25 protein-coding genes and 1 pseudogene are annotated in these 25123 nt (G+C 71.5%); 13 read left to right on the top strand and 13 right to left on the bottom strand.

Translation table 11 applies throughout. The features are described from left to right. Nucleotides 1-3830 (top strand): HEAT repeat domain-containing protein (locus O3W51_RS42725; protein WP_269289152.1); only part of this gene is annotated, 3830 nt, incomplete at its 5' end. Nucleotides 3831-3959: 129 nt separating this feature from the next. Further along, nucleotides 3960-4742: a glucosamine-6-phosphate deaminase gene (locus tag O3W51_RS42720; RefSeq protein ID WP_138355631.1), complete on the top strand. Its 783-nt coding sequence runs from the start codon at nt 3960-3962 to the stop codon at nt 4740-4742. A 65-nt stretch (nt 4743-4807) separates the two neighbouring features. On the opposite strand, the gene O3W51_RS42715 is transcribed toward O3W51_RS42720, so the two are convergent. Then, complete coding sequence (locus O3W51_RS42715) at nt 4808-5218, bottom strand: VOC family protein (RefSeq protein ID WP_138355630.1); 411 nt, start codon at nt 5216-5218, stop codon at nt 4808-4810. A gap of 94 nt (nt 5219-5312) precedes the next feature. Next, nucleotides 5313-5705, bottom strand: coding sequence for a helix-turn-helix domain-containing protein (locus O3W51_RS42710; RefSeq protein ID WP_187145145.1), 393 nt, complete (start codon nt 5703-5705; stop codon nt 5313-5315). A gap of 227 nt (nt 5706-5932) precedes the next feature. On the opposite strand from O3W51_RS42710, the gene O3W51_RS42705 reads away from it, so the two are divergent. Next, nucleotides 5933-6523 (top strand): DNA-3-methyladenine glycosylase I, encoded by a 591-nt coding sequence (locus O3W51_RS42705; protein ID WP_244809632.1) that lies wholly within the window; start codon nt 5933-5935, stop codon nt 6521-6523. Here O3W51_RS42705 and O3W51_RS42700 read toward each other — a convergent pair. Further along, on the bottom strand, nt 6520-6669 hold the full coding sequence (locus O3W51_RS42700) for a hypothetical protein (RefSeq protein ID WP_164293935.1): 150 nt from the start codon (nt 6667-6669) through the stop codon (nt 6520-6522). The genes O3W51_RS42705 and O3W51_RS42700 overlap by 4 nt on opposite strands. A gap of 247 nt (nt 6670-6916) precedes the next feature. On the opposite strand from O3W51_RS42700, the gene O3W51_RS42695 reads away from it, so the two are divergent. Beyond that, complete coding sequence (locus O3W51_RS42695; RefSeq protein WP_164293936.1) at nt 6917-7306, top strand: STAS domain-containing protein; 390 nt, start codon at nt 6917-6919, stop codon at nt 7304-7306. Here the strand turns inward: O3W51_RS42695 and O3W51_RS42690 are convergent. Beyond that, nucleotides 7281-8510, bottom strand: a complete 1230-nt coding sequence (locus O3W51_RS42690) for a phospholipase D-like domain-containing protein (protein WP_138355628.1) — start codon at nt 8508-8510, stop codon at nt 7281-7283. The two genes, O3W51_RS42695 and O3W51_RS42690, sit on opposite strands and share 26 nt — an antisense overlap. Nucleotides 8511-8718: 208 nt before the next feature. Between O3W51_RS42690 and O3W51_RS42685 the strand changes: the two genes are divergently transcribed. Further along, on the top strand, nt 8719-9114 hold the full coding sequence (locus O3W51_RS42685) for a TOBE domain-containing protein (protein WP_138355627.1): 396 nt from the start codon (nt 8719-8721) through the stop codon (nt 9112-9114). Between the two features lie 94 nt (nt 9115-9208). Further along, a complete protein-coding gene (locus tag O3W51_RS42680) occupies nt 9209-9907 on the top strand; it encodes a hypothetical protein (RefSeq protein WP_138355626.1) in 699 nt (232 codons plus the stop codon). A gap of 33 nt (nt 9908-9940) precedes the next feature. Here O3W51_RS42680 and O3W51_RS42675 read toward each other — a convergent pair whose 3' ends face one another. Both O3W51_RS42675 and O3W51_RS42670 read right to left on the bottom strand, forming a co-directional pair. Next, the gene (locus O3W51_RS42675) at nt 9941-10195 is read right to left on the bottom strand and encodes a hypothetical protein (RefSeq protein WP_138355625.1); all 255 of its coding nucleotides are present in this window, start codon (nt 10193-10195) and stop codon (nt 9941-9943) included. Nucleotides 10196-10327: 132 nt separating this feature from the next. Next, nucleotides 10328-11368, bottom strand: coding sequence for a GlxA family transcriptional regulator (locus O3W51_RS42670; RefSeq protein ID WP_244809631.1), 1041 nt, complete (start codon nt 11366-11368; stop codon nt 10328-10330). A gap of 141 nt (nt 11369-11509) precedes the next feature. Between O3W51_RS42670 and O3W51_RS42665 the strand changes: the two genes are divergently transcribed. Beyond that, complete coding sequence (locus O3W51_RS42665) at nt 11510-12157, top strand: HD domain-containing protein (protein ID WP_138355624.1); 648 nt, start codon at nt 11510-11512, stop codon at nt 12155-12157. Nucleotides 12158-12293: 136 nt separating this feature from the next. On the opposite strand, the gene O3W51_RS42660 is transcribed toward O3W51_RS42665, so the two are convergent. Continuing rightward, nucleotides 12294-12806 carry a hypothetical protein gene (locus O3W51_RS42660; protein WP_138355623.1) on the bottom strand — a complete coding sequence of 171 codons (513 nt, stop codon included), beginning with the start codon at nt 12804-12806 and terminating at the stop codon, nt 12294-12296. Between the two features lie 66 nt (nt 12807-12872). Between O3W51_RS42660 and O3W51_RS42655 the strand changes: the two genes are divergently transcribed. Beyond that, nucleotides 12873-13490 carry a PadR family transcriptional regulator gene (locus tag O3W51_RS42655; protein ID WP_138355622.1) on the top strand — a complete coding sequence of 206 codons (618 nt, stop codon included), beginning with the start codon at nt 12873-12875 and terminating at the stop codon, nt 13488-13490. A gap of 17 nt (nt 13491-13507) precedes the next feature. Here the strand turns inward: O3W51_RS42655 and O3W51_RS42650 are convergent, their stop codons facing one another. Continuing rightward, nucleotides 13508-14041, bottom strand: coding sequence for a GNAT family N-acetyltransferase (locus tag O3W51_RS42650; RefSeq protein ID WP_138355621.1), 534 nt, complete (start codon nt 14039-14041; stop codon nt 13508-13510). A gap of 172 nt (nt 14042-14213) precedes the next feature. On the opposite strand from O3W51_RS42650, the gene O3W51_RS42645 reads away from it, so the two are divergent. Next, the gene (locus O3W51_RS42645; RefSeq protein ID WP_138355620.1) at nt 14214-14564 is read left to right on the top strand and encodes a hypothetical protein; all 351 of its coding nucleotides are present in this window, start codon (nt 14214-14216) and stop codon (nt 14562-14564) included. Nucleotides 14565-14651: 87 nt separating this feature from the next. Here O3W51_RS42645 and O3W51_RS42640 read toward each other — a convergent pair. Next, nucleotides 14652-15637: pseudogene (locus tag O3W51_RS42640) on the bottom strand (aldo/keto reductase). Between the two features lie 95 nt (nt 15638-15732). Further along, the gene (locus tag O3W51_RS42635; protein WP_138355618.1) at nt 15733-16302 is read right to left on the bottom strand and encodes a sugar O-acetyltransferase; all 570 of its coding nucleotides are present in this window, start codon (nt 16300-16302) and stop codon (nt 15733-15735) included. A gap of 212 nt (nt 16303-16514) precedes the next feature. Here O3W51_RS42635 and O3W51_RS42630 point away from each other — a divergent pair, with 212 nt between their 5' ends. After that, the gene (locus tag O3W51_RS42630; protein ID WP_138355617.1) at nt 16515-18500 is read left to right on the top strand and encodes a protein kinase domain-containing protein; all 1986 of its coding nucleotides are present in this window, start codon (nt 16515-16517) and stop codon (nt 18498-18500) included. Between the two features lie 51 nt (nt 18501-18551). On the opposite strand, the gene O3W51_RS42625 is transcribed toward O3W51_RS42630, so the two are convergent. Continuing rightward, nucleotides 18552-18680 carry a hypothetical protein gene (locus tag O3W51_RS42625; RefSeq protein WP_269289141.1) on the bottom strand — a complete coding sequence of 43 codons (129 nt, stop codon included), beginning with the start codon at nt 18678-18680 and terminating at the stop codon, nt 18552-18554. Nucleotides 18681-18727: 47 nt separating this feature from the next. Further along, nucleotides 18728-18973 carry a hypothetical protein gene (locus tag O3W51_RS42620; protein ID WP_232485101.1) on the bottom strand — a complete coding sequence of 82 codons (246 nt, stop codon included), beginning with the start codon at nt 18971-18973 and terminating at the stop codon, nt 18728-18730. A 519-nt stretch (nt 18974-19492) separates the two neighbouring features. Between O3W51_RS42620 and O3W51_RS42615 the strand changes: the two genes are divergently transcribed. After that, nucleotides 19493-19978: a hypothetical protein gene (locus tag O3W51_RS42615; RefSeq protein WP_138355616.1), complete on the top strand. Its 486-nt coding sequence runs from the start codon at nt 19493-19495 to the stop codon at nt 19976-19978. Between the two features lie 89 nt (nt 19979-20067). Here the strand turns inward: O3W51_RS42615 and valS are convergent, their stop codons facing one another. After that, entirely contained in the window at nt 20068-22641 is a 2574-nt protein-coding gene (gene valS, locus O3W51_RS42610; protein ID WP_138355615.1) for a valine--tRNA ligase, read from the bottom strand. A gap of 209 nt (nt 22642-22850) precedes the next feature. Between valS and O3W51_RS42605 the strand changes: the two genes are divergently transcribed. Then, complete coding sequence (locus O3W51_RS42605; RefSeq protein ID WP_138355614.1) at nt 22851-23528, top strand: chaplin; 678 nt, start codon at nt 22851-22853, stop codon at nt 23526-23528. 380 nt (nt 23529-23908) lie between these two features. Then, on the top strand, nt 23909-25123 hold a 1215-nt coding region (locus O3W51_RS42600), incomplete at its 3' end, for an amino acid adenylation domain-containing protein (protein ID WP_269289154.1).

Raw genomic sequence — 25123 nt, 5'->3', positions numbered from 1 at the left:
CTGACATCGCCCGCCTGACCGCGAGCGCCGCGCAGGACCCGCTGCTGTTCGCCGCACCGGCGGTGACGTGTCTGCGGGGTCTCCACCGGCGCGGGCACTTCCCCACGGAGACGGACGTGCCGGCCATCGTCGGCCTGGCGCTGGCCGATCACTCGATTCCGGCCGGTGAGCTCGCGACGATCCTGTTCACCTGCCGTCGGACCATGGCCCATGTCCTGCTGGAGCGGGAGACAGCCGCCGCCGACCCCGACCGGCAACGGAGGATGGACCTGCTCGTCGCTCTGTCCGAGCAGGGGTCCGGGAGCGAGGAGCCGCGGATCGGGGAGGCGATCACGCGTCTGCTTCCGTCCGCTCCCGAGCCAGGACCACTGCTCGACGCGATCCGCAGGCTGCGGCACACCGACGCCGAGGACACGGTGATCGCGCACCTGACCTCGGTGCCCGCGGCTGCTCTCGACGCCCTGGAAGCCATCGGCGGGCACCGGACGGTGGCGGCGCTGCGGGAAGGGCTCGGTCTCGCCGGAGCGGAGAACCCGGGGGTCATCGCACCTCACCTGCGCGCCGTACGCGAGCGCGCCCTGGAACTGCTCTGGCTGCTGACGACCGATCCGGAGCAGCGGCGCGCTCTCCTCGGCCGTCTCGACGCCGCCGATCTCCCCCGCCGTATCGCGGCCGACCTCGGCGGCCCGGACGAACAGGAGTTGGCGCTCCTGAGCTCCCATCTGGACCCGGACGAGCCGGTCGCCTCCCTGTGCAGACTGGCCGCCCACGCGGCCGTCGGCACCCTGCCGGTCGTCGCGGACCTCCTGCTGCGCGTCGTGGCCGATCTCGCGGCCGAGGAGGCGAGCGGCGCGGCGCGGCCCGTCCGCGACCGGCCGCCGGCCGGCGAGCCTGCGGTTCCCGACGAAGTCCTCAATGCCGTGTGTGCTCTGGGGGTTCGTCTCCACGAACGCGGGAGGATCCGGCCTGCCTGTCTGCTCGACGCCACGACCGCGCGGGCGGCCGGTCATGCGCTGGTCGCGAGCATGGCGCTCGATCTGCTGGACCGGCCGGGCGTGTCGGACGGTGAGCGGACGATCCTGCTCGAACTGCTGCTGCGGGTGCCCTACGCGCGCACCCGCCGACGGGTGCACCGCCTGCTGCGGAATCGCGACCCGCAGGTGCGCAAGCACGTGATCGCGCTGCTCGCCCGTGACACCACCGGCGACGACGCCCAGGCGCTGTCGGCGTCGTTGATCGCGCTGACCGCCACCCGGGACGTCCAGGACATCCAGACGGTACGGCAGGCGCTGCTGGCCCTGGGCCATGCGCGGGCCCGCGGGGCCGCCGGTGCGGTCGCCGCGTGTCTCGACCATCCGAACATGAACATCAAGAAGACCGCCGCCGGGGTCCTGGCCCTGGTGGGCACGCCGGCGACGGTGCCGAAACTGCTGTTCCGGCTCGGCCACCACGACAATCCGGGGCTACGTGACGCACTGGTCGCAGCGTTGCGCGCCATCCTCGGCGCCGCGTACGCGGCGACCGTCCTCGCCGCCGCCGAGCACCCTCCGGAGGACGATTCCGGGCACGACTCCGGGCCCCGATCCGGTCACCACGGGGAAGACCGCACCCGGGGACTGCTGCTGGCGGGCCTCGACGGCGAGTTGTCCGCACGCGCGGTCCGCGCGCTGGAGCACCAGGCCTCCCCTGTCGCACCAGCTCTGCTCGCCCTGGTGGCAGCCGGCCGGGTCCACCTCACGGCCGGAACCGTCGAGGATCTGGCAACGGCCATGACCCGGCACGGAATCGACGTACCTCCCGGCAGCCGGCCGGCGGGGGACGGCCAACCGGACCGCGACGTACGGTCGTTGACGACCCGGGGCTGGGACCCCTCGGTCGCCCTCCGTATCGCCGAGCGGCCGGATCCGCCGACCGCCGGGCAGTTGACGGCGCTGCGCCCGTTGTTGGCTGACTGGCTCCGGCTGGCCACCGCGGAACCCCGCGTCCGAGGCCCTGTCCTGCGGTTCACCCTGCGCCTGTGCCCGGCGCCGTGGACGGACGACGAGCTGACGGTCCTGTCCCGCTCCACCGGAGTCGTGCTCGACGAACTCGCCGGCGGACCCGGCGCCCTCGCGGCCGCCGATCGCGACGCCCTCCTCGCCGTTCTCGAAGCCCTCGCACCGAAGCTGTCCGCCGTCGGGAGGTCGGTTCTCGCCGACGCGGTGCGCGCGCTGCCGCCCGCTCCGGCAGGCGACCGCTGCACGCTGACGCTGCTGCGCCGGTGCGGAGCGGTACTGCTGCGCACCGACCTCGACCAGGCGCTCGCCGCGGCCCGGCTCGGTGCCGACGCCTGGCAGGCCGAGTCCGCTGTCCTGCGGGAGGCATTCACCGTCCTTCCGGACCCTCACTCCCCCGCCCGGGCCGGCACCCGGGAGGCCGCCGAGGCATCCGCCGAGGTCGCCGCATGGCAGGGCGCGCTGGACTCCGCGGTACGCGCCCCGAGCACCCTGGCACTGGAGGAGCTGCGCCACCGCAACGACGACGTCCCTGGCTCCCGGCAGCGGCTGGCCGCGCTGGTCGACGCGTACGCCTTCGCCCGCCCCTGCGCGCGCGATGCGCTCCTCGACTGGATGACGGATCTCCAGCCGCTCGACGCACCGGCCTGGACCCTCGCCGAGACCGCCCGCGAGGCAGTCCCCGCACCGCGCACCGTACGGGTCGACGACCTGGACCAGCCCCGTTCGACCGCCCTTCGGGAGCGCCTGCTGACCCTGCTGGACTCCGCCGACCGGGACCGTCGGGACACCGCCGCGGGGGCGCTCCTGGAGTGGCCCGAGCCGGAGACCCGGCTTCTCGTACTGCGGGCGTTCCTCCGTGGCCGTGTCACGGTGCGGGTAGGCGGTGAGGTGGCGCGTCTGCTGACCGGCATCGGCCTGGTCGAACTGCGCGGCCCGGAGATCCTGCCCGACCGGGTGGCCCGCGTGGCCGGGCAGCTCCACCAGGGGGATCTGCTTCCGCTGGTCCCGCTGCTGCTGGAGTACTGGGAGCAAGGCTCGCCCGCGTTCCGTCCGACCGCCCGTGACCTGCTCCGCCGGGTGCCCGCCGATGCGCTGGCCGAGCACCTGGCCGGCCGTCTGGACGCCGGCGCCTGGGGATTCCTCGATCTGCTCACCGGCCGTGCGCCGCTGCGCACCCCCGCGCTGGAACGGATCTGCCGGCGGCTGCGCGCCGAGGGCCACGACGCTCTCGCTGACGGGCTCCTTCTCGTCGAGGGCCCCCTGCGCGGCCCGGACGCCGGGCCGCAGGACGCCGCCGCTCTGGCGGCGCTCCGCGCCCGCGCCCAGGACACGCCGGGAGGAGCCGTGCCCGGTCCGTCCCGGGACGAGATGATGAACCTGGCCCGTACCGGTACCCCCGACCAGATCCGCCGGGCGCTCACCCGGCTGGCCGGGGCACACCCCGACGATGCCGAACTGACGGAACTGATCGGCGAGTTGCTGCGCCATCCCCGGCCCAGGGTGCGCCTGCACGCCCACCGGACCTCACGGACGGTGCTCGACCGGCGGACGTATCTGCGGCACACCTCGGTGCTGCTGGACGACCCCGAGCCGAATGTCGTCCGCACGGCGGTCCTGGCCCTGAGCCACGCGCGCTGGGAGCCCGCGATCCCCGCCATCACCGGACTGCTGGAGCACGCCCATCCCGTTGTCCGGAAGACAGCGGCCGAGGGGCTGATCGTCATGGGCGCACCGGCGGTCCCCGCTCTGCGGTACGCGGCCGACCACGCCCGACCGGACCGGCGGACGCGCTATGCCGACGTGCTGGAACGGATCCTGGCGGCCGGCGGATAGCGCGTGACCTGGTCGTGAACCTTTGCCGTACCGCGGGTTCCGAGTGCTGGACCGCCGCCCCGTCCGCCGCCCTCCTCCGGTAAATTGGTCTACACCACGATATGTATGCCTCAGAACGGTGGAATCAGCATGGAAGTAGTGATCGTTCCGGACGCCGAAGCGGGCGGCGAACTCATCGCCTCCGCGATCGCCGGCCTGCTCGCCCGCAAGCCCGACGCCCTGCTCGGCGTTGCCACCGGATCGACGCCGCTGCCGATCTACCAAGCGCTGGCCGCCCGGGTCCGCGCCGCCACCCTCGACGCCTCGCGGGCACGCATCTGCCAGCTCGACGAGTACGTGGGCCTCCCCAAGGGGCACCCCGAGTCCTACCGCTCGGTGGTGCTTCGCGAGGTCGTCGAGCCGCTCGGACTGACCGAGGCGTCCTTCATCGGCCCCGACGGCACCGCCGAGGACGTCGCCGCCGCCAGCTCCGACTACGACCGCGCGCTGGCCGCCGCGGGCGGTGTCGACCTGCAGCTGCTCGGCATCGGCACGGACGGGCACATCGGGTTCAACGAGCCCTGCTCCTCGCTCGCTTCCCGCACCCGCATCAAGACGCTCACCCAGCAGACCCGCGTGGACAACGCCCGGTTCTTCGACTCGCTGGACGAGGTTCCGCACCACGTCATCACCCAGGGCATCGGCACCATCCTGGAAGCGCGCCACCTGGTGCTGCTGGCGACCGGCGAGGCCAAGGCCGAGGCCGTGGCGCTCTCCGTGGAGGGCCCGCTGTCCGCGATGGTGCCGGCCTCGGCGCTGCAGCTGCACCCGCATGCCACCGTCGTCATCGACGAAGCGGCCGCGTCCGGCCTCAAGCTCGCGGACTACTTCCGCGCCACGTACGCGGCGAAGCCCACCTGGCAGTTCCTCTAGTCCGTGCCATTCCAGCGGCTGCTGTCCGACAGCAGCCGCTGGAGCGGTCGTGACCCGGAGGGGCCTCAGGCCTTCGGCTGGGTGAAGCGGATGCTGTTGCCGAAGGGGTCGCGCAGGCCGCAGTCGATTCCGTACGGGCGGTCGGTGGGTTCCTCGGTGAACTCGACGCCCCGGCTCAGCAGCGTCTCGTACGTCTTGCGGCAGTCGTCCGTGCTGAAGATGAGGTGGCCGCCCATGGCGCCCTTGGTCACCAGCTCGCGGACCTGCTGTGCCGTCTCCTCGGACATCGCCGGAGTGCCCGGCCTCTCCAGCAGGATCTGCCGCTCGGGGTGACCCGGGATGCTGACGGTCAGCCAGCGCATGAAGCCCATGTCGATGTCGGCGCCGACCTCCAGGCCGAGCTTACCGACGTAGAAGTCGAGGGCTTCGTCCTGGTCGAGGACGTAGATCTGTGAGTGCGTGATTGCGGTGAACATGTGCATCACGCTACCGAGCGGGCCGGGCGAAAACTTATCCAAAACTGCTCGGTCTCCGGAGGGGCCCGACAGCGCCGACGGGCAGTGACTGCGGTCAGGCGCTCGGCCGCGTCCACGCCATCGTGAAGCACGTCGGTACGTTCGCGGCCGCCGCCTCCTTGCGGTACGTCCTCGGTGACCGGCCGACGATGTCCCGGAACGTGCGGCTGAAGGTCCCCGGGCTGCCGAAGCCGACCTCGAAGCAGATGTCCGTCACGCTGTGGTCGGTCTCCCGCAGCAGGAACATCGCGCGCTCGACCCGGCGGCGCTGCAGATAGCGGTGCGGCGTCTCCCCGAACGTGGCCCGGAAGGTGCGGGCGAAGTGGGCCTGCGACACATGGGCGATCCGGGCCAGGGCCGCGACGTCCAGCGGCTGCGCGTAGGCACGGTCCATCGCGTCCCGGGCCCGCAGCATGCGGCGGTTGGTCTCTTCTGCTGCGCTGCTCACGGCGCCATCACACCACGGTTCCGCGGCGTCCGGAGAAGATCCGGCGGCCCGTGCGCGCCACCACCCCGCAGTGCGGTGTCGCGCACCCGCGACTGTCAGTGCCCCGCAGTAGCATCCGGTGTATCCGGACCGGCGGCCGCCCCGGGCCGGCAGTTCCGGGGCGGCGGCCGAGTCCGTATGCCCTGCCCGACATTCCCTGCCCGACCCAGCAGCCCCGAGGACAGCCCGTGAGCGCAGCGACCGCCGGTACCGTCACCCGTTGTGCCTGGTCCGAGGGCTCCGAGCTCATGGCCGACTATCACGACACCGAATGGGGCGTCCCGTCCCATGACGACGCCTATCTGTTCGAGCTGCTGCTCCTGGAAGGCGCCCAGGCGGGTCTGTCCTGGTCCACGGTGCTGAACAAGCGCGAGAACTACCGCAAGGCCCTCGACGGTTTCGACTACCGGAAGATCGTCCGGTACGAGCAGGCCAAGCTGGACGACCTGATGACCGATGCGGGTATCGTCCGCAACCGTCTCAAGGTCGCCTCCACGGTGAAGAACGCCCGCGCCTTCATCGCGACACGCGAGGAGTTCGGCTCCTTCGACACCTACCTGTGGCAGTGGGTCGACGGCACGCCCGTGGTCAACCGTCCCCGGCCCACGGATCCGCTGCCGGCGCGCACCGATCTCTCCGACCGGCTGAGCAAGGACCTGAAGCGGCGTGGTTTCACCTTCGTCGGCACCACCATCACCTATGCCTATCTCCAGGCGGTCGGCGTCGTGAACGACCACGCCACGACGTGCACGGCCCAGGGCCGGCCCACGTCTCGCTAGGCGCGGATCTCCCCTTCGTCGTCGAGCGGGCAGGCCGTGGGCCTGCCGTCGTCGTCACCGTGGTAGATACGCCCATCGTCCTGATCGGTTTCGGTCCCGCTCGGGAGGCCGATGTTGTCGCCGCAGTGACACACAATGGTGATCATCGCTTCTCCTCGGATGTGCTCTGGACACTGTTCTGGGACGTGCTCCGGGAAAGGCTCCCGAAAGGTCTCCGGAAGGCCGGGGGACCACTCACCACTCCATCCCAGTCCCCGGCCCCGGTCCTGTTCTGCTGGTCCGGCCGGGTTCCATCGGTGCACGAGGGCACAAGTGTGCGAAGCGCCTGACCGGAGGCGGACCGCCTGGCAGAATGACGGCACGGGGCAGTCGATCTTCGAGTGGGAGTGCTCCATGACGCGCTTGCAGGCGCGACGGATACACCGTCATGACGGCGTGGCCGTTCTGGCGGTCGTCGGTGAACTGGACCTGGACAGCGAGCAGGTGCTGGCCGATGCCACCGCATCGGTGCTGGACACCGGCCAGGTGCGGCTGATCCTGGACTGCGGCCAACTCAGCTTCTGCGATTCACGCGGACTGGGGCTGCTGCTCAGCCTGCGGCAGACCCTGGACGACCGCGGCGGCTCCCTGGTCCTGGCCGCGCCGAGCGATCAGCTGCTGCGCACCCTCGAACTCACCGGCGCCGACCAGGTCCTCACGCTGACCGACGGCGTCGAGGAGGCCGCCGGACTCCTGCTGCCTCCCGGCGCCACCGGCATCACAGGAAACGCCGGATCGGGATGACCGCGACTTCCTGAAGCCGCTGCATGGAGGAACGCCGGTTCCACGAGCCGGATTCGATCAGTTCGCTGACCGCCCGGTCCTCCTCGAAGTGCCCGTCGAGGGTGGCGGTGAAGGTCTCGTCGAGAACGGCCAGCATGACCTCTTCGTCATGGTCCAGCGAGCGCCGGTTGAAGTTCGTCGACCCGATGAGCGAGGCGACATGGTCGATGGTGATCACCTTGGCGTGCATCATCGTCGGCTGGTACTGCCAGATCTTCACTCCGGCCGCGACCAGCTCCTCGTAGAAGTTCTGCCCCGCCAGCTGGCACACCCGCTTGTCGGTGTGAGGTCCTGGCAGCAGGATCTCCACCTCCACCCCACGCCGGGCCGCCTCGCACAGCAGATGGATGAAGAAGGCGTCGGGTGCGAAATACGCGGTGGCCAGGCGCAGACGTTCCTGGGCCGACTCGATGACCACCCGGATCAGGGTCTGCATGTCCTGCCAGCCGAAGCTGGCGGAGCCGCGCACCACCTGGACGATCGCGTCGCCCTGCGGAGCGTGTTCGATGAAGCGGTCACGGTCGTCGAAGAGGTCGGCGTGGCACTCGGCCCAGTTCTGGGCGAACGCCGCCGCGATACCGTCCACCGCCGGGCCGCGCACCTGCACATGGGTGTCGCGCCACTCCTTCTCGTCGCGGGCGTCGCCGCACCACTCCTCGGCGATGCCCACGCCGCCGGTGTACCCGGTCGACTCGTCGACGACCAGGACCTTGCGGTGGCAGCGGTGGTTCTGCTTGAGCGGTGAGAGCCACAGCGGCTTGCGGAACCAGGCGACCTGCACCCCGGCCTGCTCCATCTCGTCCAGCAGTTCCTGCTCGATGAGCCGGCTGCCGAATCCGTCCAGCAGCAGCCGGACCCGCACGCCCTCGCGGGCCCGGCCGGCGAGCGCGGCCGCGAACTCCCGGGCGATCGCACCGCGCCAGTAGACGAAGGTCATCATGTCGACCGTGTACCGCGCCGCCCGGATGCTGCCCAGCATCGCCGCGAAGATCTCGTCACCGTTGCGCAGCGGCACCAGGGCGTTGTTCTCGGTCGCCGCGATACCGATGAGCCGCTCCAGCCGGCGCCGTATCCGCTGCTTCCGTTCCGGGTACGACAGCTCGCCCGGCACCGTTGGCGCACCGGCCCCGGGCAGCGTCTGCTCGTGGTCCTCGACGGTCGTCATGCGGATTCTCCTGCGTAGAGAGCTGCTGAGGTGTGTGCTGCCCCGCCGTACGGCACCGATGTCCGGATCTCGGAGCGAAGTGAGCCGTTTGGACTGGGCCAACGTACACACCTGCCGGTGCTGCCGCCGAAGTTGGCCGTGCCGTGGCGCGTCCGGGATCCGGCGGATCGGAAGCCGCCGGCGCGCGGCGCACGGGTATCGTGCGGACGTGTCGTCCTACAGCATTGGCCAGGCAGCGAGAGTGCTGGGTGTGAGTCCCGAGACGGTCCGGCGATGGGCCGACGGTGGCCAGATCCGGATGGACCGGCACGGCCCGGGGAACCGGGTGATCGACGGGGTGAGTCTGGCCGCGTTCGCCGGGGAGCGGGCCGCCGGGGTACCGACGGGGCCCGACGCGGTCGCGACGTCCCTGCGGAACGCGTTCAGCGGGATCGTGACGGGCGTGACGCTCGACGATGTGGCCGCTCAGGTGGAGATCCAGGCCGGGCCGCACCGGATCGTGTCGGTGGTGACGCGGGAGGCCGTGGAGGAGCTGGGGCTGGCGGTCGGGGTGACCGTCACCGCCCGGGTGAAGTCGACCGACGTGCACATCGACAAGCGCTAGTCGTATCCGGAAGCGGTCAGCGGCACGGCAGCGCGGCGCGCAGATCGGGACCGCAGCGCGGCGCGCAACGCTTCCGGCCGGGTACGGTCCTGCCATGTCTGCATCATCGGAAGCCTCACCGTCGCCCTCCGCCGCCGCGTCGCCGTCCGCCGCACCGTCATCCGCGCCTTCCGCCGTGACTGCGGACGATCTCGACCGGTCGGTCCAGCTCGCCGTCGCCGCCCTGCGGAACGCGCCCACGACGGCTTGGGACGGTAAGGCCGGTTCGCTGGAGTGGGATTGCTGGGAGACCGTCGAGCACCTGAGCGACGATCTGTTCGCCTACGCGGCTCAACTGGGCCCCAGGACACCGCCTTTGGAGGGTGAGGTGCCGTTCGTCTGGGAGAGCCGGCGACCCGGTGGCCCGGCGAACGCCGTCCACGCGGACCGTACGGCGGGACCTGACGGACTGCTGCAGGTGCTGGAGGCGTGCGGTGCCCTGCTGGTCGCCATGGTGCGCACGACGCCATCGCGGACTCGCGCCTTCCACGGCTTCGGCGTGTCGGATCCGGAAGGGTTCGCCGCGATGGGGATCGTGGAGACCCTGGTGCACACCCACGATCTGGCAGAGGGACTCGGCCTCGCCTGGACCCCGCCCACCGACATCTGCTCGCGCGTGCTCGACCGGCTCTTCCCGGAGGCGCCGCGGACCACCCACCCCTGGCCCACCCTGCTGTGGGCGACCGGGCGAGCCGAACTGCCCGGCCACCCCCGCGTGACCACATGGCGCTGGTTCGGCGAGCCCCGGCCGTAACTCGCCCGCCTCCCCGGCCCGCCACCGCTCACCTCACCCGATCCGCACCTCGTACGGAGCGCCGGTGCTGATGGCTTCGGCCTGTTCCAGCAGGTCGGCCGGGGAGAAGCCGAGCCTCGCGTTCTCGGCCGCCCGGCGCAGCAGGGGAAGTATCTCGGCGACGGGCCGGCCGCGGTGGGATCGGCTGAGGGAGGCGAAGTCGCGCTGGTAGGACGTGCCGTAGACGTCTCCCCATTGGGTCAGTGACCGGCCCAGGCCCTGCCGGTCGACCGTGATCCTGTTTCCCATCGTGGTCCTCCTCAGCCATACGCCGTCCGCCGGTTCACGGACCGGTTTTCGACGCTACCGCGGAGGTCTGACACTGCCCGTGGGGCCGGCCCCGGACGGGACCGGCCCCACAGGCGTTCACGAGGCGTTACGTCAGGTTGCCGGAGCCGGCGGAACCTCGGTGCGCGTGCTGCGGAAGCGCGCGGCGTAGGCGGAGGGCGTGGTTCCCAGGTGGCGGGCGAAGGTCCTGCGGAGGGTCTCGTCGCTGCCCAGTCCACTGTGGCGGGCCGCGGAAGTCACGCTCTCGCCGCGTTCCAGCAGCATCCGGGCGGCTTCCAGCCGCATGGTCTCCACGTACGCGGCCGGGGTGCTGCCGGTGTGATCGCGGAACAGCCGGGACAGATGACGCGGGCTCACACCGGCCTGCCCGGCCAGGGCCTGCGGGCTGTGGTCGGACGCCGGGTCGGCCGCGATGGCGTCCAACAGCGGACGCACGACGGGGTGGAGCGTCGCGGTGATGCGGGAGGCGGCGGAGAACTGGGACTGCCCTCCCGGCCGTTGCAGGAAAACCACCAGGTCACGCGCGACCCGGCGGGCCTCTTCCGGGCCGTGGTCCTGTTCGACCATCGCCAGGCAGACGTCGATGCCGGCCGTCACCCCGGCCGAGGTGAGGACGGTCCCGTCCTGGACGTGGATGGCATCGGGCGTGACCCGGATGTCCGGGTACCGGCGGGCGAGTTCCGCCGCGTGCTCCCAGTGCGTCGTCGCCCTGCGGCCGTGCAGCAGGCCGGCCGCCGCGAGCGCGAACGCCCCGGTGCAGACCGCCGCCACGCGCTGCGCCCGCGCCGCCAGCCGAGCCACCTGCTCGACCAGGGCGGGTTCCCTCCGGAGGGTGTCGAGTTCGGCGGGGCCGGGGACGATGAGCGTGACCTCCTGGCCCGCCCGCTCCCCGGGGCCAACCGCTTCCGCCGGGGCGTCCCCGTCCGTCCACCGAGTGCGTTCGGCCTGCTCCGCGGAGAGGTCGGCCGCGATCCGCAGGCCGGTGGAGGTGATGACGTCCCGTCCCCCGGGGGTGCACACCCGCACGGCGTAGGCGCCCGTGTCCCGCGCGGCGGTGGCGAAGACCTCCAGCGGAGCGGCGACGTCCATCAGCCGCACCCCGTCGAAGGCAAAGACGATCACTTGGCGCTGCACCCGTCCACGGTAGCCGCATGTCCGCATCTGTGGGGTTCCTGTCTTCAGCGACATGGCGCGGCGTCCGGCACCGCGAGCAGGCTGGAACAGTCACCAGGGCCGGTCGGGCCCGTTCCCCGAGCAGAGGAGAGGAGCCGTTCCATGACGGTCCAGGAGTCCAGCGCCGCCGGAGTGTCCGTTCCGGACACCAAACTCGCAGCCGAGGCCACCGAGCTGGTGCGCGACACGGTCGGCGAGCTGATCTACCACCACTCCCGCCGCGTCTACTGGTTCGGCAGCCTGCAGGGAGCCAACCGCGGTCTGCGGTTCGACGCGGAACTGCTCTACGTCGCAGCGATGTTCCACGACTTGGGCCTCGGCGAAACCTTCCGTGGCAGCGGGCGCCGCTTCGAGGTGGACAGCGCCGACGAGGCACGCCGCTTCCTGCTCGGCCACGGTCTCCCCGAGGACGGCATCCGGCGGGTCTGGACGGCCATCGCCCTGCACACCACCCCCGGCATCCCCGGCTTCATGGAGCCTGAGGTCGCGCTGCTCACCGCCGGCGTCGAGTACGACGTCCTGGGCATCGGATACCGGGACATCCGTGACAGCGACCGCGCCGAGATCACCGCGCTGCACCCCCGCCCGGACTTCAAGCGGCGGATCCTGGAGGCGTTCACCGCGGGCATCGCCCCGAAGCCGGAGACGACGTTCGGGAACGTGAAGGCCGATGTCCTCCAGCACTTCGTCCCGGGGTTCGAGCGCGGCGACTTCGTGGAGACCATCCAGAACTCGCCCTGGCCCGAGTAGACCGGCTCCCCGGCTGCCCGACTGCCCGGAAGCGGTCTGCAAAGCAATGAGGGCGGCGCGGTTACGGGGTGGCTGCGCGCCGCCCTCACCATGTTCGTGGAACGGAATTCTTGACTACTGACGTGGCGGCACCGGGTCACCGATCGGTGGTGCCGGAGACGGAGCGGGTCGGGTCGTCGACGGTGGGCAGGACGCCTTCGCGGCGGGCGCGCTTGGCGTCTTCGAGGAAGGCGCGGGAGAAGATCGCGGACAGGTGCGCCATGCCGTTGCGGTGAACGCGGATCTCACCGCCGTGCACCTTGCCACTGATGTGGATCCGGCGGCCGCTGGGGGTCGCCGAGGCGCTCTCGAGGTCCTTGACGCGGCCGCGGCCGACCCAGGACAGGCTCCCGAAGTGGTCGATGGTCGCGTCGGAGGGCACGAGCAGCTTGAGCATGCCGTGGTCGATGTCGACGTGGACGTGGATGTCGCCGTCGGCGATCTCGGGAGAGCGCAGGTCCAGGACGACCGCGCCGCGCCGGGTGCGGATCTGGAAGCGGTTGGCCTTGGTCCAGTTGCCGAGGTGCTTGGTCATCGTGTGGTCCGCGTCGATGCAGACCGGGCCGTTGTCGGGAGTGAAGTCTTCGCGGAGGTTCTCTGTGTTCGCCATGGCTTCATAGTGGCACACCCTCTAGTGTTCCGGCAACTAGTAGGAGGGCGGTGTACATTTATCTCTGTGACCACTAAGTTCCGGCGCTCCCCGTTGGCCCTGGCGATCCTCAGCCTTCTGGAGAACGGCCCGATGCATCCGTACGGCATCCAGCGCCTCATCAAGCAGTGGGGCAAGGACCAGGTCGTCAACGTCGGCCAGCGCGCGACCCTCTACAAGATGATCAGCCGGCTCCAGGAGGCAGGGCTGATCCAAGTCCAGGACACCGACCGCGATCACCGGTATCCCGAGCGCACGACCTACCAGGTCACCGACAGCGGCCGGGACGCCGCACGCCAGTGGCTCGCGGAGATCCTCTCCACGCCACGCAACGAGTTCCCGGAGTTCCCCGCCGCGCTCTCCTTCTTCCTGATGCTCACCCCGGAGACCGCTCAGAAGCTGCTCACCGAGCGCCGGGACCTGCTGCTCCGGGAGATCGCCGAACTGGACGCGGCACTGGCCACCGAGGCCGAGGGCTTCCAACTTCCCCGCGTGACCATGCTGGAGACCGAATACGTCCGCACGATCACCGGCGCCGAACTGGCATGGGTCACCGGCGTCCTCGACTCCCTGCGCGACGGCTCTCTCACCTGGGACTACGAGGAGCTCCGGAAGCTCGCCACGGCCTCGATCCCTGGCGTCTGATCCGGGGCCCGTTCGCGTCAGGCGTGGTACTCGGTGAGGTCGATGCTGTGCACGCGAAGCGGCGTCCCGTACTCCGGGTGCACGGTCTCACGCTCCACGACCATGCCGAGCTTCCGCATGACGTTCTCGGAGGCGTCGTTGCCCACCGCGGCGATGCTGATGACGCGGTCCAGGCCGCGATCCTGGAGCGCGAACTCCAGCGTGGCGTGGGCGGCCTCCGACGCGTAGCCCTGGCCCCAGAACTGCCGGCCGAGCCGCCAGCCGATCTCCACGGCGGGCAGCACCTCCGGCAGGAAGCTGGGCACGGACAGCCCGGTGAATCCGGCCAGTTCACCGGAGGCGAGCAGCTCGACGGCGAAGAGCCCGAAGCCTTCCTCGTCCCACTCCTCCTCCCAGCGCTCGATGGCCTCTGCGGTGCTCTCCAGATCACGGACCGAGCCGTCCGCGATGTAGCGCATCACCTGCGGGTCGGCGTTGATCTCCGCCATGGGCGCGAGGTCGTCGTCATGCCAGCGACGGAGGATGAGGCGGGGGGTACGGATTTCGGTCATACCCGCATCCTGCCGAACGCGGCGGCCCCAGCGGTAATCGGCACTCCCGGCGCACGGGCCCCGGCCCCGGCCCCGGAGAACTCCCTGGCCGCCCGACGCGCGGCGCCGCTATCCTGCACTCTCCTGACCAGCGGAATCACCGACTTCCGCCCCTCCGCAGAAGGCACTCACCATGACCGGCCGACCGACGACAACCCTCTGGCGCCCGACCGGTCCGAAGGAGCTGGAGCTGGTCCGGGAGCTGGAGTGGCGTGCCTGGCCGCCGCGCCTGCCGGAGCAGCCGATCTTCTACCCGGTGCTCAACGAGGACTACGCGGTCAGGATCGCCCGGGACTGGAACGTCAAGCACGACGGCGCGGGCTTCGTCACCCGCTTCGAGGTCGACTCCGACTTCGTGGCCCGGTACCCCGTCCAGCAGGCCGGCGGCCGGACGATCCTCGAACTGTGGGTCCCGGCCGAGGAGCTCGACAAGTTCAACGCCCACATCGCCGGCACGATCGACGTGGTCCACGAGTTCCGCTGAGCCGCAACGCCGTGGCCGTCGGTCCTGCATCGGGGCGGGGTCGGAGATCACACCGGCGGTACGAGGGTGCCCGCCGCAGGCGACGGGTTACCGCGCCGCGTCCAGCCGCTCGCGCTGTTCCGCCGTCAGCTCCAGGTCGACCGCGGCCAGACTCTCGTCCAGCTGCGCCACCGAGGAGGCGCCGACCAGCGGGATCGCCGGGATCTCGGATCCGATCAGCCAGGACAGCACCACCTGGTTGGCGGTCGCCCCGGTCTCCTTGGCCACCTGCCGCAGTGCGGCGAGCCGGACCGGCGTGCCCGAGTGGTCGAACTCGGGGCCCAGCGGCTTGTCCTCACGGACGTAGGCACCGCCCAGCAGTGGCGAGTAGGCGACGAGCGCGAGTTCGGGGTCGGAGCGCAGATAGCTGAGATGGTCGCCGCTGAGCACGCCCTCCTGGCCGTCCGGGGAGCGCCGGCTCGGGAAGTCGGTGCGCTGCCGCAGATAGCTGTGGTGGAACTGCAGGACCTCGTACCCCGGCAGGCCGGCCGCCGCGGCCAGGTGCGGGCCTGCTCCACCCGCCACGCGTAGTGGTTGCTCGCCCCGAGCAGACCGACGGCGCCCTCGGCGACCAGTTCGGCGAAGCTCTCGACGATCTCCTGCGTCGGTACGCTCGTGATCTGGGTGTGCGCGTACAGCAGGTCCAGCTTCTCCATACCGAGCCGCTCCCGGCTGCGCTCCGCGGACTCCCGGATCGTCTTGGCCGACAGGCCTTCGACGTCGAGGGCCATGGTGGCGCTGGGGGCGAGCGGCCGCCCCCCGAGCTTGGTGGCGATGGTCAGCTCGTCACCGGCACCGCGGCTGCGGCGCCAACGGCCGAGCAGTTCCTCGCTCTCGCCGCCCTGGGTGCCGTTGACCCAGTAGGCGTAGTTGTTGGACGTGTCGATGAAGGTGCCGCCGGCTTCGACGAACCGGTCGAGGATCGCGAACGATGTCGCCTCATCGGTGATCGTGCCGAACAGCATGGCGCCGAGACTCAGCACGCTCACCTCGCGGCGGGTCGCCGGGTCCTTGCCGATCGTGCGGTACCGCATGTGCGTTCCCCTCGTCGAGCCCATCGGTGCCGGGCTTTGAGCAGGAGTCTGCATCCTGGAGAGCGCTCTAAGTCAACCCCCTCCGACCAGGGCGGTCAGGTGTCCAGCGAGCGGATGACCCGGGCCGGATTGCCGACCGCCAGGACGCCGGCCGGCAGGTCCTTGGTGACCACCGCACCGGCGCCGACCACGGTGTTCTCGCCGATGGTCACTCCGGGGCAGACGATCACCCCGCCGCCGAGCCAGACGTTGTCGCCGATCGTGATCGGCACCGCCTTCTCCCAGCCGGCCCGCCGCCGCTCGGTGTCCAGCTCATGGGCCGGCGTCAGCAGTTGGACGTTAGGACCGATCTGCACGTCGGCTCCGATGGTGATGGGCGCCGCGTCGAGGAAGACCGCACCGAAGTTCACGAACGTCCGGGCGCCGACAGTGATCTGACGCCCGTAGTCGCACTGGAACGGCGCACGGATCACCACCCCTTCGCCCACCGCGCCGAGCAGGTGCTCCAGGAGCTTGCGACGCTCGGCCGGTGCGGGCCGCGCACCCGGGTCGACCGAGTTGTAGGCCGCGCACAGCTCGGCTCGCCGCTCGGAATCCGCACCCAGGTCGGGGTCGTCCGGGAGGTACCAGTCGCCTGCCAGCATGCGTTCCTTGTTCTCGCCCACAGGGGTCCTCTCTCCCAGATCAGCCACGATAGCCAACAGCGCGGGCGGGCAGGCGGGGCTCGACAGCCCCGCCGGATCCGGCGGCACGCCGACTTGCGCGACACACCCCACCGCGGGCCGCGCGGCTCTACTCTGATCGTGGGCCGGATGCGACGTCGGCGGGGGAGCTTGCGGCGCCCGGCCGGCACGGGTTCCGGAGGGGGTGCGGCACGGTGGAACAACTGGGGCCCGGGGATCCGCGGCAGGTGGCGCAGTACCGGATCAGCGCACGGCTCGGCGCGGGCGGCATGGGGCAGGTCTATCTGGCGCGCTCACCGGGCGGCCGGTCCGTCGCGGTGAAGGTGGTCCGGGCCGATCTGGCCCAGGACCCGCAGTTCCGCATCAGGTTCGCCCGTGAGGTCGAGGCCGCGAAACGGGTCAGCGGGGTCTTCACGGCACCGGTCATCGACGCCGATCCGAACGCGGACCCGCCGTGGCTGGCCACCGGCTACGTCCCCGGACCGTCCCTCACCAGCGCCGTGACGGAGTTCGGCCCGCTGCCCGAGGACTCCGTGCGCATGCTCGTCGCCGGGCTCGCCGAGGCACTGGTCGCCATCCACCGGGCGGGGCTGGTCCACCGGGACCTCAAGCCGTCGAATGTGCTGCTCGCCCTGGACGGTCCCAAGGTCATCGACTTCGGCATCGCCAAGGCGCTGGAGTCCGTGGGGCTGACGATGGCCGGATCGGCGATCGGCTCACCGGGATTCATGGCGCCCGAGCAGGTCACCGGTGGCGAGGTCACCTTCGCCACCGACATCTTCGCGCTGGGCGCGGTGCTGGTCTTCGCCGCGACCGGCCGGTCCCCCTTCGGCACCGGCCCCACCCCCGCGCTGCTCTACCGGGTGGTCAACGACGAGGTCGAGGTGGACGACCTGCCGGGCGGACTGCGCCCGCTGGCTCGGAGCTGTCTGGCCAAGAACCCGTGGGAACGGCCCAGCGCGGCGCAGATCCTGGACGGGCTGGACTCCCCCGATCAGGCGCCGACCGCGGCGTTCGCGTCGGGCGGGCGCTGGCTGCCCGCGCCGCTGACCCGGGCGATCCTGCGGCAGTCGGGGATGCTCGACGAGGAACGGACCGTGCTGGACCCCCCTCCGGCCCCCACCGCTCCGCTCACCGCACCGGCGCCGTCCGGCTACGGCTATCCCGGTCCGGCGGAGGGATCGGGTCGTGCGGAGGGAGCCGGCCCGCCCGCGGGGTTCGGCCCGCCGCCGTTCGTCCCGGCCTCCGGCGGGACCGGGTACAACGGACCCGGCAGCCACAGCGCGTACTCCACCGTCCCGGCCCCGCAGGCCCCGCAGCATCCCGGAGTCCAGCGGCCGCCGAAGCGCCGCCGCGCGATCCTCGCGGTGGCCGTCGCGGTGCTGCTGATCGGCGGCGGTGTGGCCATCGCGCTGAACCAGTTGGGGAACAAGGACGACACGGGTGGGGACAGCAAGGCTTCGGGCGCGCCGAGCACGGCCTCACCCGCCCCGGACGGCCCGGCCACCGCGCTGCCCTGCGGCGGCATCAACGACCCCTTCACCTCGAACGTGAGCGCCGCCGGCTGGCATCCGATCAACAAGATGGAAGACACCATCGCGCTCCCCGGCGGCAAGCTCGACATCACCGCCGCCGACGGCGCCGATCTGCGCGCCGACATCCCCTCGATCGGTGCCAGGGCGCCCATGTTCTACCGGGAGGTGAACGGGAACTTCACCGCCGAGACCGAAGTGAACGCGTCCCCGCATTACACCTACCAGGGAGCCGGCCTCTTCCTCAGCGCGGCCGACTTCGGGTACATCCGCCTGGAGCGCGGCTACGGCGACACCGGCGGCATCACCTTCGAGTACTTCAGGGACGACGGGAAGTACGTCACCGTGGACTACGCCTTCACCACCGCGGCGGCCAAGGGCAGGACGCTCGTCAGGACGGACGCCACCAGCCTCCAACTGCGGCTGCGGCGCGCCGGAGATACGGTGACCGCGTCCTGGCGGGCGAGCGGTGCGGCGGACTGGCAGCAGCTGGGGCAGGCGCCGACTCCGGGCACGTCGGGAGGCAAGGGGACACCGGAACTCCGGATCGGCCTCTCCGTCGTCAACCGCGCCCAGTCGCCCCAGGGTGATCCGCAGAAGCGGCCCTTCACGGCGTCCTTCGACCACGCCAACATCACCTGCGGCTGAGCCCGTCCGACTCCGGGCCGCCGTACCGCCGGCGTCACTGCGGGCGCTGCGTCAGTCCGGGCGCTTGCGCGGTGCGCGGGCGCAGGCGGCCTCCACCGTCGCGACGGGGCGCAGGTCCATCGTGAGGCCGGCCAGCCGCAGGATCCGCAGATGCCAGGGATGGGTGCAGACCAGCCCCATCCAGCCGTCGTGCTCCAGAAGCCGGCGGTGGGTGCGGACCAGCAGCGTCAGGCGGCGCAGTCGAAGAACTGGGCGGGCCGCAGGTCCACGACCACCAGGGCGCCCGGCGACTCCGTCACGGCGGACACGCCCGCGCCGACCTCCTCGATCGTGGACAGGTCGATCTCCCCGCGTAACTCCACCACGGTGAACTCGCCCCGCTCGTAGGTGTGGACGAGCCGGCGCCGCGACAGCGCGGAGTCCGACCGGAGGGAGGTCTGGCCCGCGGTGGCGGGCTGGGTGTCCTCATCCATGCGCGGTCCCCTGTCCAACAGCTTCCGGATCGACGGAAGCACTCAGCCATACGGACTACCACCGGAGTCCCGGGCGACATCCCTGAACTCTAAGGGACCGTGGGAAAAGCAGAAACGTGCAGGCAGCTGGCGGTTCAGTCCTGTGGGTGAATTTCGCCGAACGCCTTGCCGGTCGGCACATTTTGTGCAGGTGCGGCCTGTGTCGCGGCGACCGATCCCGCCCCGGTCCCACCCCGGTCCGAACCCGCCCGGTCGCCCCTCCGGTCGCCGAGTGGCGCCCCGGCCGTGGCGCTCCCACTCGTTCGGCGGTGCGCCGGGCAGCGGCCGTCCCTCCCGCCCATGATGCTGTGACCTGCCGGATCGCTGCCCAGGACGACGTCGGGTGCCGCCGTCCGAGGGACGCTCGGGCCCCGGCGAGGATGCGCGGGCCGATACATATCCCCTTTGGATGGATCTCAGGCATGGAGTCGACTGCGTGCACATCGTGCGCTCCCCGTGTCGGTGAACGGAGTTCGCACCATGCGTCGCATAGCCACGGTCCTGGCTGCCACCGCCCTCGCCTCCGTCGCGATCGGAGCCGGTGCCAGTGCCGCGTACGCCGCGGACCAGCCCTCGCTGAGCGTCACCCCGAGCCCGGCCATGCCCGGCTCCACCGTCGTCATCTCCGTCAGCGGCGGCTGCACCGCCTCCTCGGCCTCGGCCACGTCGGAGGCCTTCACCGGCAAGGTCGAGCTCTCCACCGGCTCGGCGCGCATCTACACCGGCACCGCGACGATCAGGTCCGCCATCAAGGCCGGCACGTACTCGATCGACGTCGCGTGTCCCGGTGGCGCCACCAGCACCTACCAGTTCGAGGTCGGCACGGCGAGCAAGGGTGCCAGGACCGGTCTGGGCGGTTCGGTCGGCGGGATGAACACCGGCCGGATCACGGGCGGCATCGCCCTCCTCGGCGTCGCGGCCGGCGGCGTCGTGATGCTGCGCCGCCGCCGGGCCGACCACAACTGACCGCTCCCCCCCGGCGTGTGATCGCGCCCCGCAGCCGCGGCTGCCCCGGTTCATGGGCCCGGGGCAGCCGCTTCGGTCCGTCCGGCCGGTCACAGACTGACGCGCACCGCCAAGGGTCCGGCGTCCTCCTGCTGTTCCACGGCGCCGATCCGGCCGGCGGCACGCACATCGGCGTCGACGAGGGCGTAGCGGTCGAGCACCTCACGCGGACCGGAGACCACGGCCTCCTTCACCTCGGCGCGCATGGACACCTTCGCCTCCGACTTGGCCTTGCGGACCGCCGCGATGACCTCGGCCGCCGTCGCCAGCAGCTCTCCGTCCCCGTCGGCGGCCAGGGCGCGGATCTCCGCCGCCGCGGGCCAGGCCGCACGGTGGACCGAGCCCTCGGCGTGCCAGGACCACACTTCCTCCGTGACGAACGGCAGCACGGGGGCGAAGAGCCGCAGCAGCGTGTCGAGGGCAGTGGTCAGGGCCGCGCGGGCCGAGTGCGTCCCGTCGATGTCCCATGATCCGTTGGCACTGCCCTCGGCGCCGTAGGCACGGTCCTTGACCAGTTCGACGTAGTCGTCGCAGAAGCGCCAGAAGAAGTGCTCCGTTCGCTCCAGGGCGCGCGCGTAGTTGAAGTCCTCGAACGCGGCGGTGACCTCCTCGACCGCCGCGGCGAGTTCGGCGAGCATCGCGCGGTCCAGGGGACCGGTGACGGGGGTCCCGTCGGGCACCTCGCCGAAGCCGCGGACGAACTTGCTGGCGTTGAGGATCTTCACCGCGAGCCGGCGGCCGATCTTCATCTGGCCGGTGTCGAAGGCCGTGTCGGTGCCGGGACGGCCGCTGGCGGCCCAGTAGCGGACGGCGTCGGAACCGTGCTGGACGAGGAGGTCGGCGGGGGTGACCACATTGCCCTTGGACTTCGACATCTTCTTGCGGTCCGGATCGAGGATCCACCCGGAGATCGTGGCGTGCTTCCAGGGCAGTACGCCGTGTTCGGCGTGCGAGCGGACGACGGTGGAGAACAGCCAGGTACGGATGATCTCGTGGGCCTGCGGGCGGAGGTCCATGGGGAAGACCCGCTCGAACAGATCCGGGTCCTTCAGCCACCGGCCGGCGATCTGCGGGGTGAGCGACGAGGTGGCCCAGGTGTCCATGATGTCGGGGTCGCCGGTGAACCCGCCGGGCGCGCCGCGCTGTTGCTCGGTGTATCCCGCGGGCGCCTCGGTGCTGGGGTCGACCGGCAGCGCCGCCGGGTCCGGGGCGATCGGCCGGTCGTACTCCGGGTTGCCCTCCTGGTCCAGCGGATACCAGACCGGGATCGGCACGCCGAAGAACCGCTGGCGGCTGACGAGCCAGTCACCGTTGAGTCCGCTCACCCAGTTCTCGTAGCGCACCCGCATGTGTTCGGGGTGCCAGCGCAGTTCGGCGCCGCGCCGGAGCAGTTCCTCACGCAGCGGGACGTCGCGCCCGCCGTTGCGCAGGTACCACTGGCGGGTGGTGACGATCTCCAGGGGCTTGTCGCCCTTCTCGAAGAACTTCACCGTGTGGGTGACCGGCCGCGGGTCGCCCTCCATCTCGCCGCCGGCCCGCAGCATCTCCACGACGCGCTCGCGGGCGGTGTGCGCGGTGGCTCCGGCCAGCCGGCCGTAGGCGGCGCGCGCCGCTTCGGAGTCGACGCCCGGGGGCGGATCCGCGGTGAAGCGGCCGTCCCAGCCGATCACCGGGCGGGTGTCGAGCCGGAGTTCGCGCCACCAGGTGACGTCGGTGGTGTCGCCGAAGGTGCACACCATGGCGATGCCCGAGCCCTTCTCCGGGTCGGCCAGCTGGTGCGCCAGCACGGGCACGGCGACATCGAAGAGCGGGGTGCGGACCGTCGTGCCGAACAGGTCCTGGTAGCGGGCGTCGTCGGGGTGGGCGACGAGCGCGACGCAGGCGGGGAGCAGTTCGGGGCGGGTGGTGTCGATCAGGACGCGGCGGCCGTCGGCGCCGTGGAACACCAGCCGGTGGTAAGCGGCCGGCCGCTCGCGGTCCTCCAGTTCGGCCTGGGCGACGGCGGTGCGGAAGGTGACGTCCCACAGCGTCGGTGCCTCGGCCATGTACGCCTCGCCGCGGGCGAGGCAGTTGAGGAAAGCGAGCTGCGAGGTGGCACGGGCCTCGTCGTTGATCGTCTGGTACGTCCGCGTCCAGTCCACCGACAGGCCGAGCCGGCGCCACAGGTCCTCGAACGCCTTCTCGTCCTCGACGGTCAGCCGCTCGCACAGTTCGATGAAGTTGCGCCGGGAGACGGGGAGCTGCTGCTTCCCCGGGTTCTCGGGCGGGGTGAACTCCGGGTCATAGGGCAGCGCCGGGTCGCACCGGACACCGAAGTAGTTCTGCACGCGCCGCTCGGTCGGCAGGCCGTTGTCGTCCCACCCCATCGGGTAGAAGACCTCCTTGCCGCACATGCGCTGGTACCGCGCGATCGCGTCGGTGTGCGTGTACGAGAAGACATGGCCGACGTGCAGCGAACCGCTGACGGTGGGCGGCGGGGTGTCGATGGAGAACACCTGCTCGCGCGTCCTGGAGCGGTCAAATACGTATACGCCTGACGTGTCCCACCGTTGAGACCACTTCTCTTCCAGCCCGTCGAGGACGGGCCTCTCGGGAACGCCGCTCGGGCGGTGGGTGAACGTCATGCTCCGACATGCTAAAGGACGTGCGGTTCGCCGCTTCGGGCCGGGTGCTCCGCCGCGCGCGAGGCCGGAACCCCAGGCCACTTGGGCCGGGCCGTACACGACCACTCGAAGGGAGTGAAATACATATGAGCCATAACCCGAATGCCTCCGGTGCGTTGTGACGGGTGCGGACGTTCGGTCCGCGTGGAATTCCGGAAGGCAGGAAACCTATGAAACAGGTCGCCAGAAAGGGACTGCTCACCGCCATGGTCGCCGGCGGAGCACTGGCCAGTGCCGGATACGCGCACGCCGACGCGGGCGCCGGTGGTGACTCGGTGGGATCTCCCGGGGTGCTGTCGGGCAACTCGGTGCAGATCCCGGTGCACGTTCCGGTCAACCTGTGCGGGAACACGGTCAGTGTGGTCGGCCTGCTCAACCCGTCGTCCGGCAACGGATGTGCCGACGTCTCGCACGGTGGCGGTCCTGCCGCGGGTCCGGCCGCCGGCCAGGGCACCGGAGGCGCCCGGTCCACGACCACCGGCGACTCGGCCGCGCACGGCGCGACGAAGGGCTCGCCGGGGCTCCTGTCGGGCAACGGCCTGCAGTTGCCGATCGATCTGCCGGTGAACATCACGGGGAACGCGGTCAGCGTCGTGGGTATCGGGAACCCGTCGAGCGGAAACGTCTCTTCAAACCGGCCGGACACGCCTCCCGTCCGCACCCTCCCCGCGCCTCCGCGGCTGACCGTGCCGGTACCGGCGGGTCATCAGGCCCCGCTCGTCCAGGCCGAGGCCGGCGAGTCGCTCGCGCACACGGGCACGGACTCCCTGGGCTTCACCGTACCGGCGGGCGCTGCCCTGCTGATCGGCGGCACCGTGCTGTACCGGAGGTCACGTCCGCGGACGTGACGGGCTCCTGGGCCGGCCCGGGCCGGCGGCCGAACTCCCCTGGCCCCGGCCCCCGGCCGCGGCACGTCGGCCGCAGCAGCCGGCCGACCGCCCCATCACATCAGTGAATGACATCATTTGGGTGCATACAAGGCGTTCCCCTGCGTGGGACACCGCGGGAACGTGCATCCACCACCAGTGTCGTCTCACGGTCTCGCGGGGCCGTGCGGGCCCCGACTCCCGCGGCGGCGGGACCGGGCGCCGCGCACCGATATCTGAGCCACACTGCGAGAGCAAGGTAAGTGAAAGCACCGGAACAACGTGGCGAAGTCCCAGCCAGAACCGGCACCGGCGGCTTCGGTGGCGGCGCCCCAGGACTCGCGGCCGGGGCGGTGTGGCCGGTGGCCGGGGCGGCACCGGCCAGAACTCTGCTCGATGTGCTGGAGGCGTCGGCCCGGGCGCATCCCGACGCGCCCGCTCTGGACACCAGCACGGGCTCGCGGGCCGATGGCGGTTCCGGGCTGCTCGACTACCGCGCCCTGACGGCCCGGGTCACGGAACTGGCCGACCGACTGGCGGCCGCGGGCATCGGCAGGGGCGACCGGGTCGGGGTGCGCGTCCCGTCGGGCACGGCGGAGCTATATCTGGCGATCCTGGCAGTGCTGCACACCGGGGCGGCCTACGTACCGGTGGACGCCGACGATCCGGACGAGCGCGCGGAGCTGATCTGGGCCGACGCCGCGGTGTGCGCGGTGATCGGCGCAGGATGCGAGATCGTGCCGCGCCCCGCGCAGCGGCCCGGTGGCCGGCCGGGCCGCCCGGGACCCGACGACGACGCCTGGATCATCTTCACCTCCGGCACCACCGGCCGTCCCAAGGGAGTGGCGGTCAGCCACCGTTCGGCCGCCGCGTTCGTCGACGCCGAGGCGCGGATCTTCCTCACGGACGCGCCGCTGGGCCCGGGCGACCGGGTGCTGGCGGGGCTGTCCGTCGCGTTCGACGCCTCGTGCGAGGAGATGTGGCTGGCCTGGCGGCACGGGGCGTGCCTCGTACCGGCCCCCCGGTCGCTGGTGCGGGCCGGCGTCGACCTGGGGCCCTGGCTGGTCGAACGGGGCGTCACCGTCGCCTCCACGGTGCCGACGCTGGTGGCGCTGTGGCCCGTGGAGTCGCTGGCCCGGGTGCGGCTGCTGATCCTCGGCGGTGAGGCGTGCCCGGCCGGACTCGTCGACCGGCTGGCAGCGCCGGGCCGCGAGCTGTGGAACACCTACGGGCCGACGGAGACCACCGTGGTCGCGTGCGCCGCGCTGCTGACGCCGGGGCAGCCGGTCCGGATCGGCACACCGCTGGACGGCTGGGAGATCGCCGTCGTCAACAGTGAGGGCAAGCCCGTCGCCTGGCACGAGACGGGAGAACTGCTGATCGGCGGGGTCGGCGCCGCCCGGTACCTCGACCCCGCCAAGGACGCCGAGAAGTTCTGTCCGCACCCGTGGCTGCGCGGCCCGCGCGTCTATCGCAGCGGTGACCTGGTGGTGGCGGAACCTGAGGGCCTGGTCTTCGTCGGGCGCGCCGACGAGCAGGTGAAGCTGGCCGGCCGCCGGGTCGAACTCGGTGAGATC

The sequence above is a fragment of the Streptomyces sp. H39-C1 genome (assembly GCF_027158125.1).
GTDB lineage: Bacteria > Actinomycetota > Actinomycetes > Streptomycetales > Streptomycetaceae > Actinacidiphila > Actinacidiphila fildesensis.
Note: the sequence above shows the minus strand (reverse complement) of the source record. Positions and strands in the feature narration are given on the sequence as shown.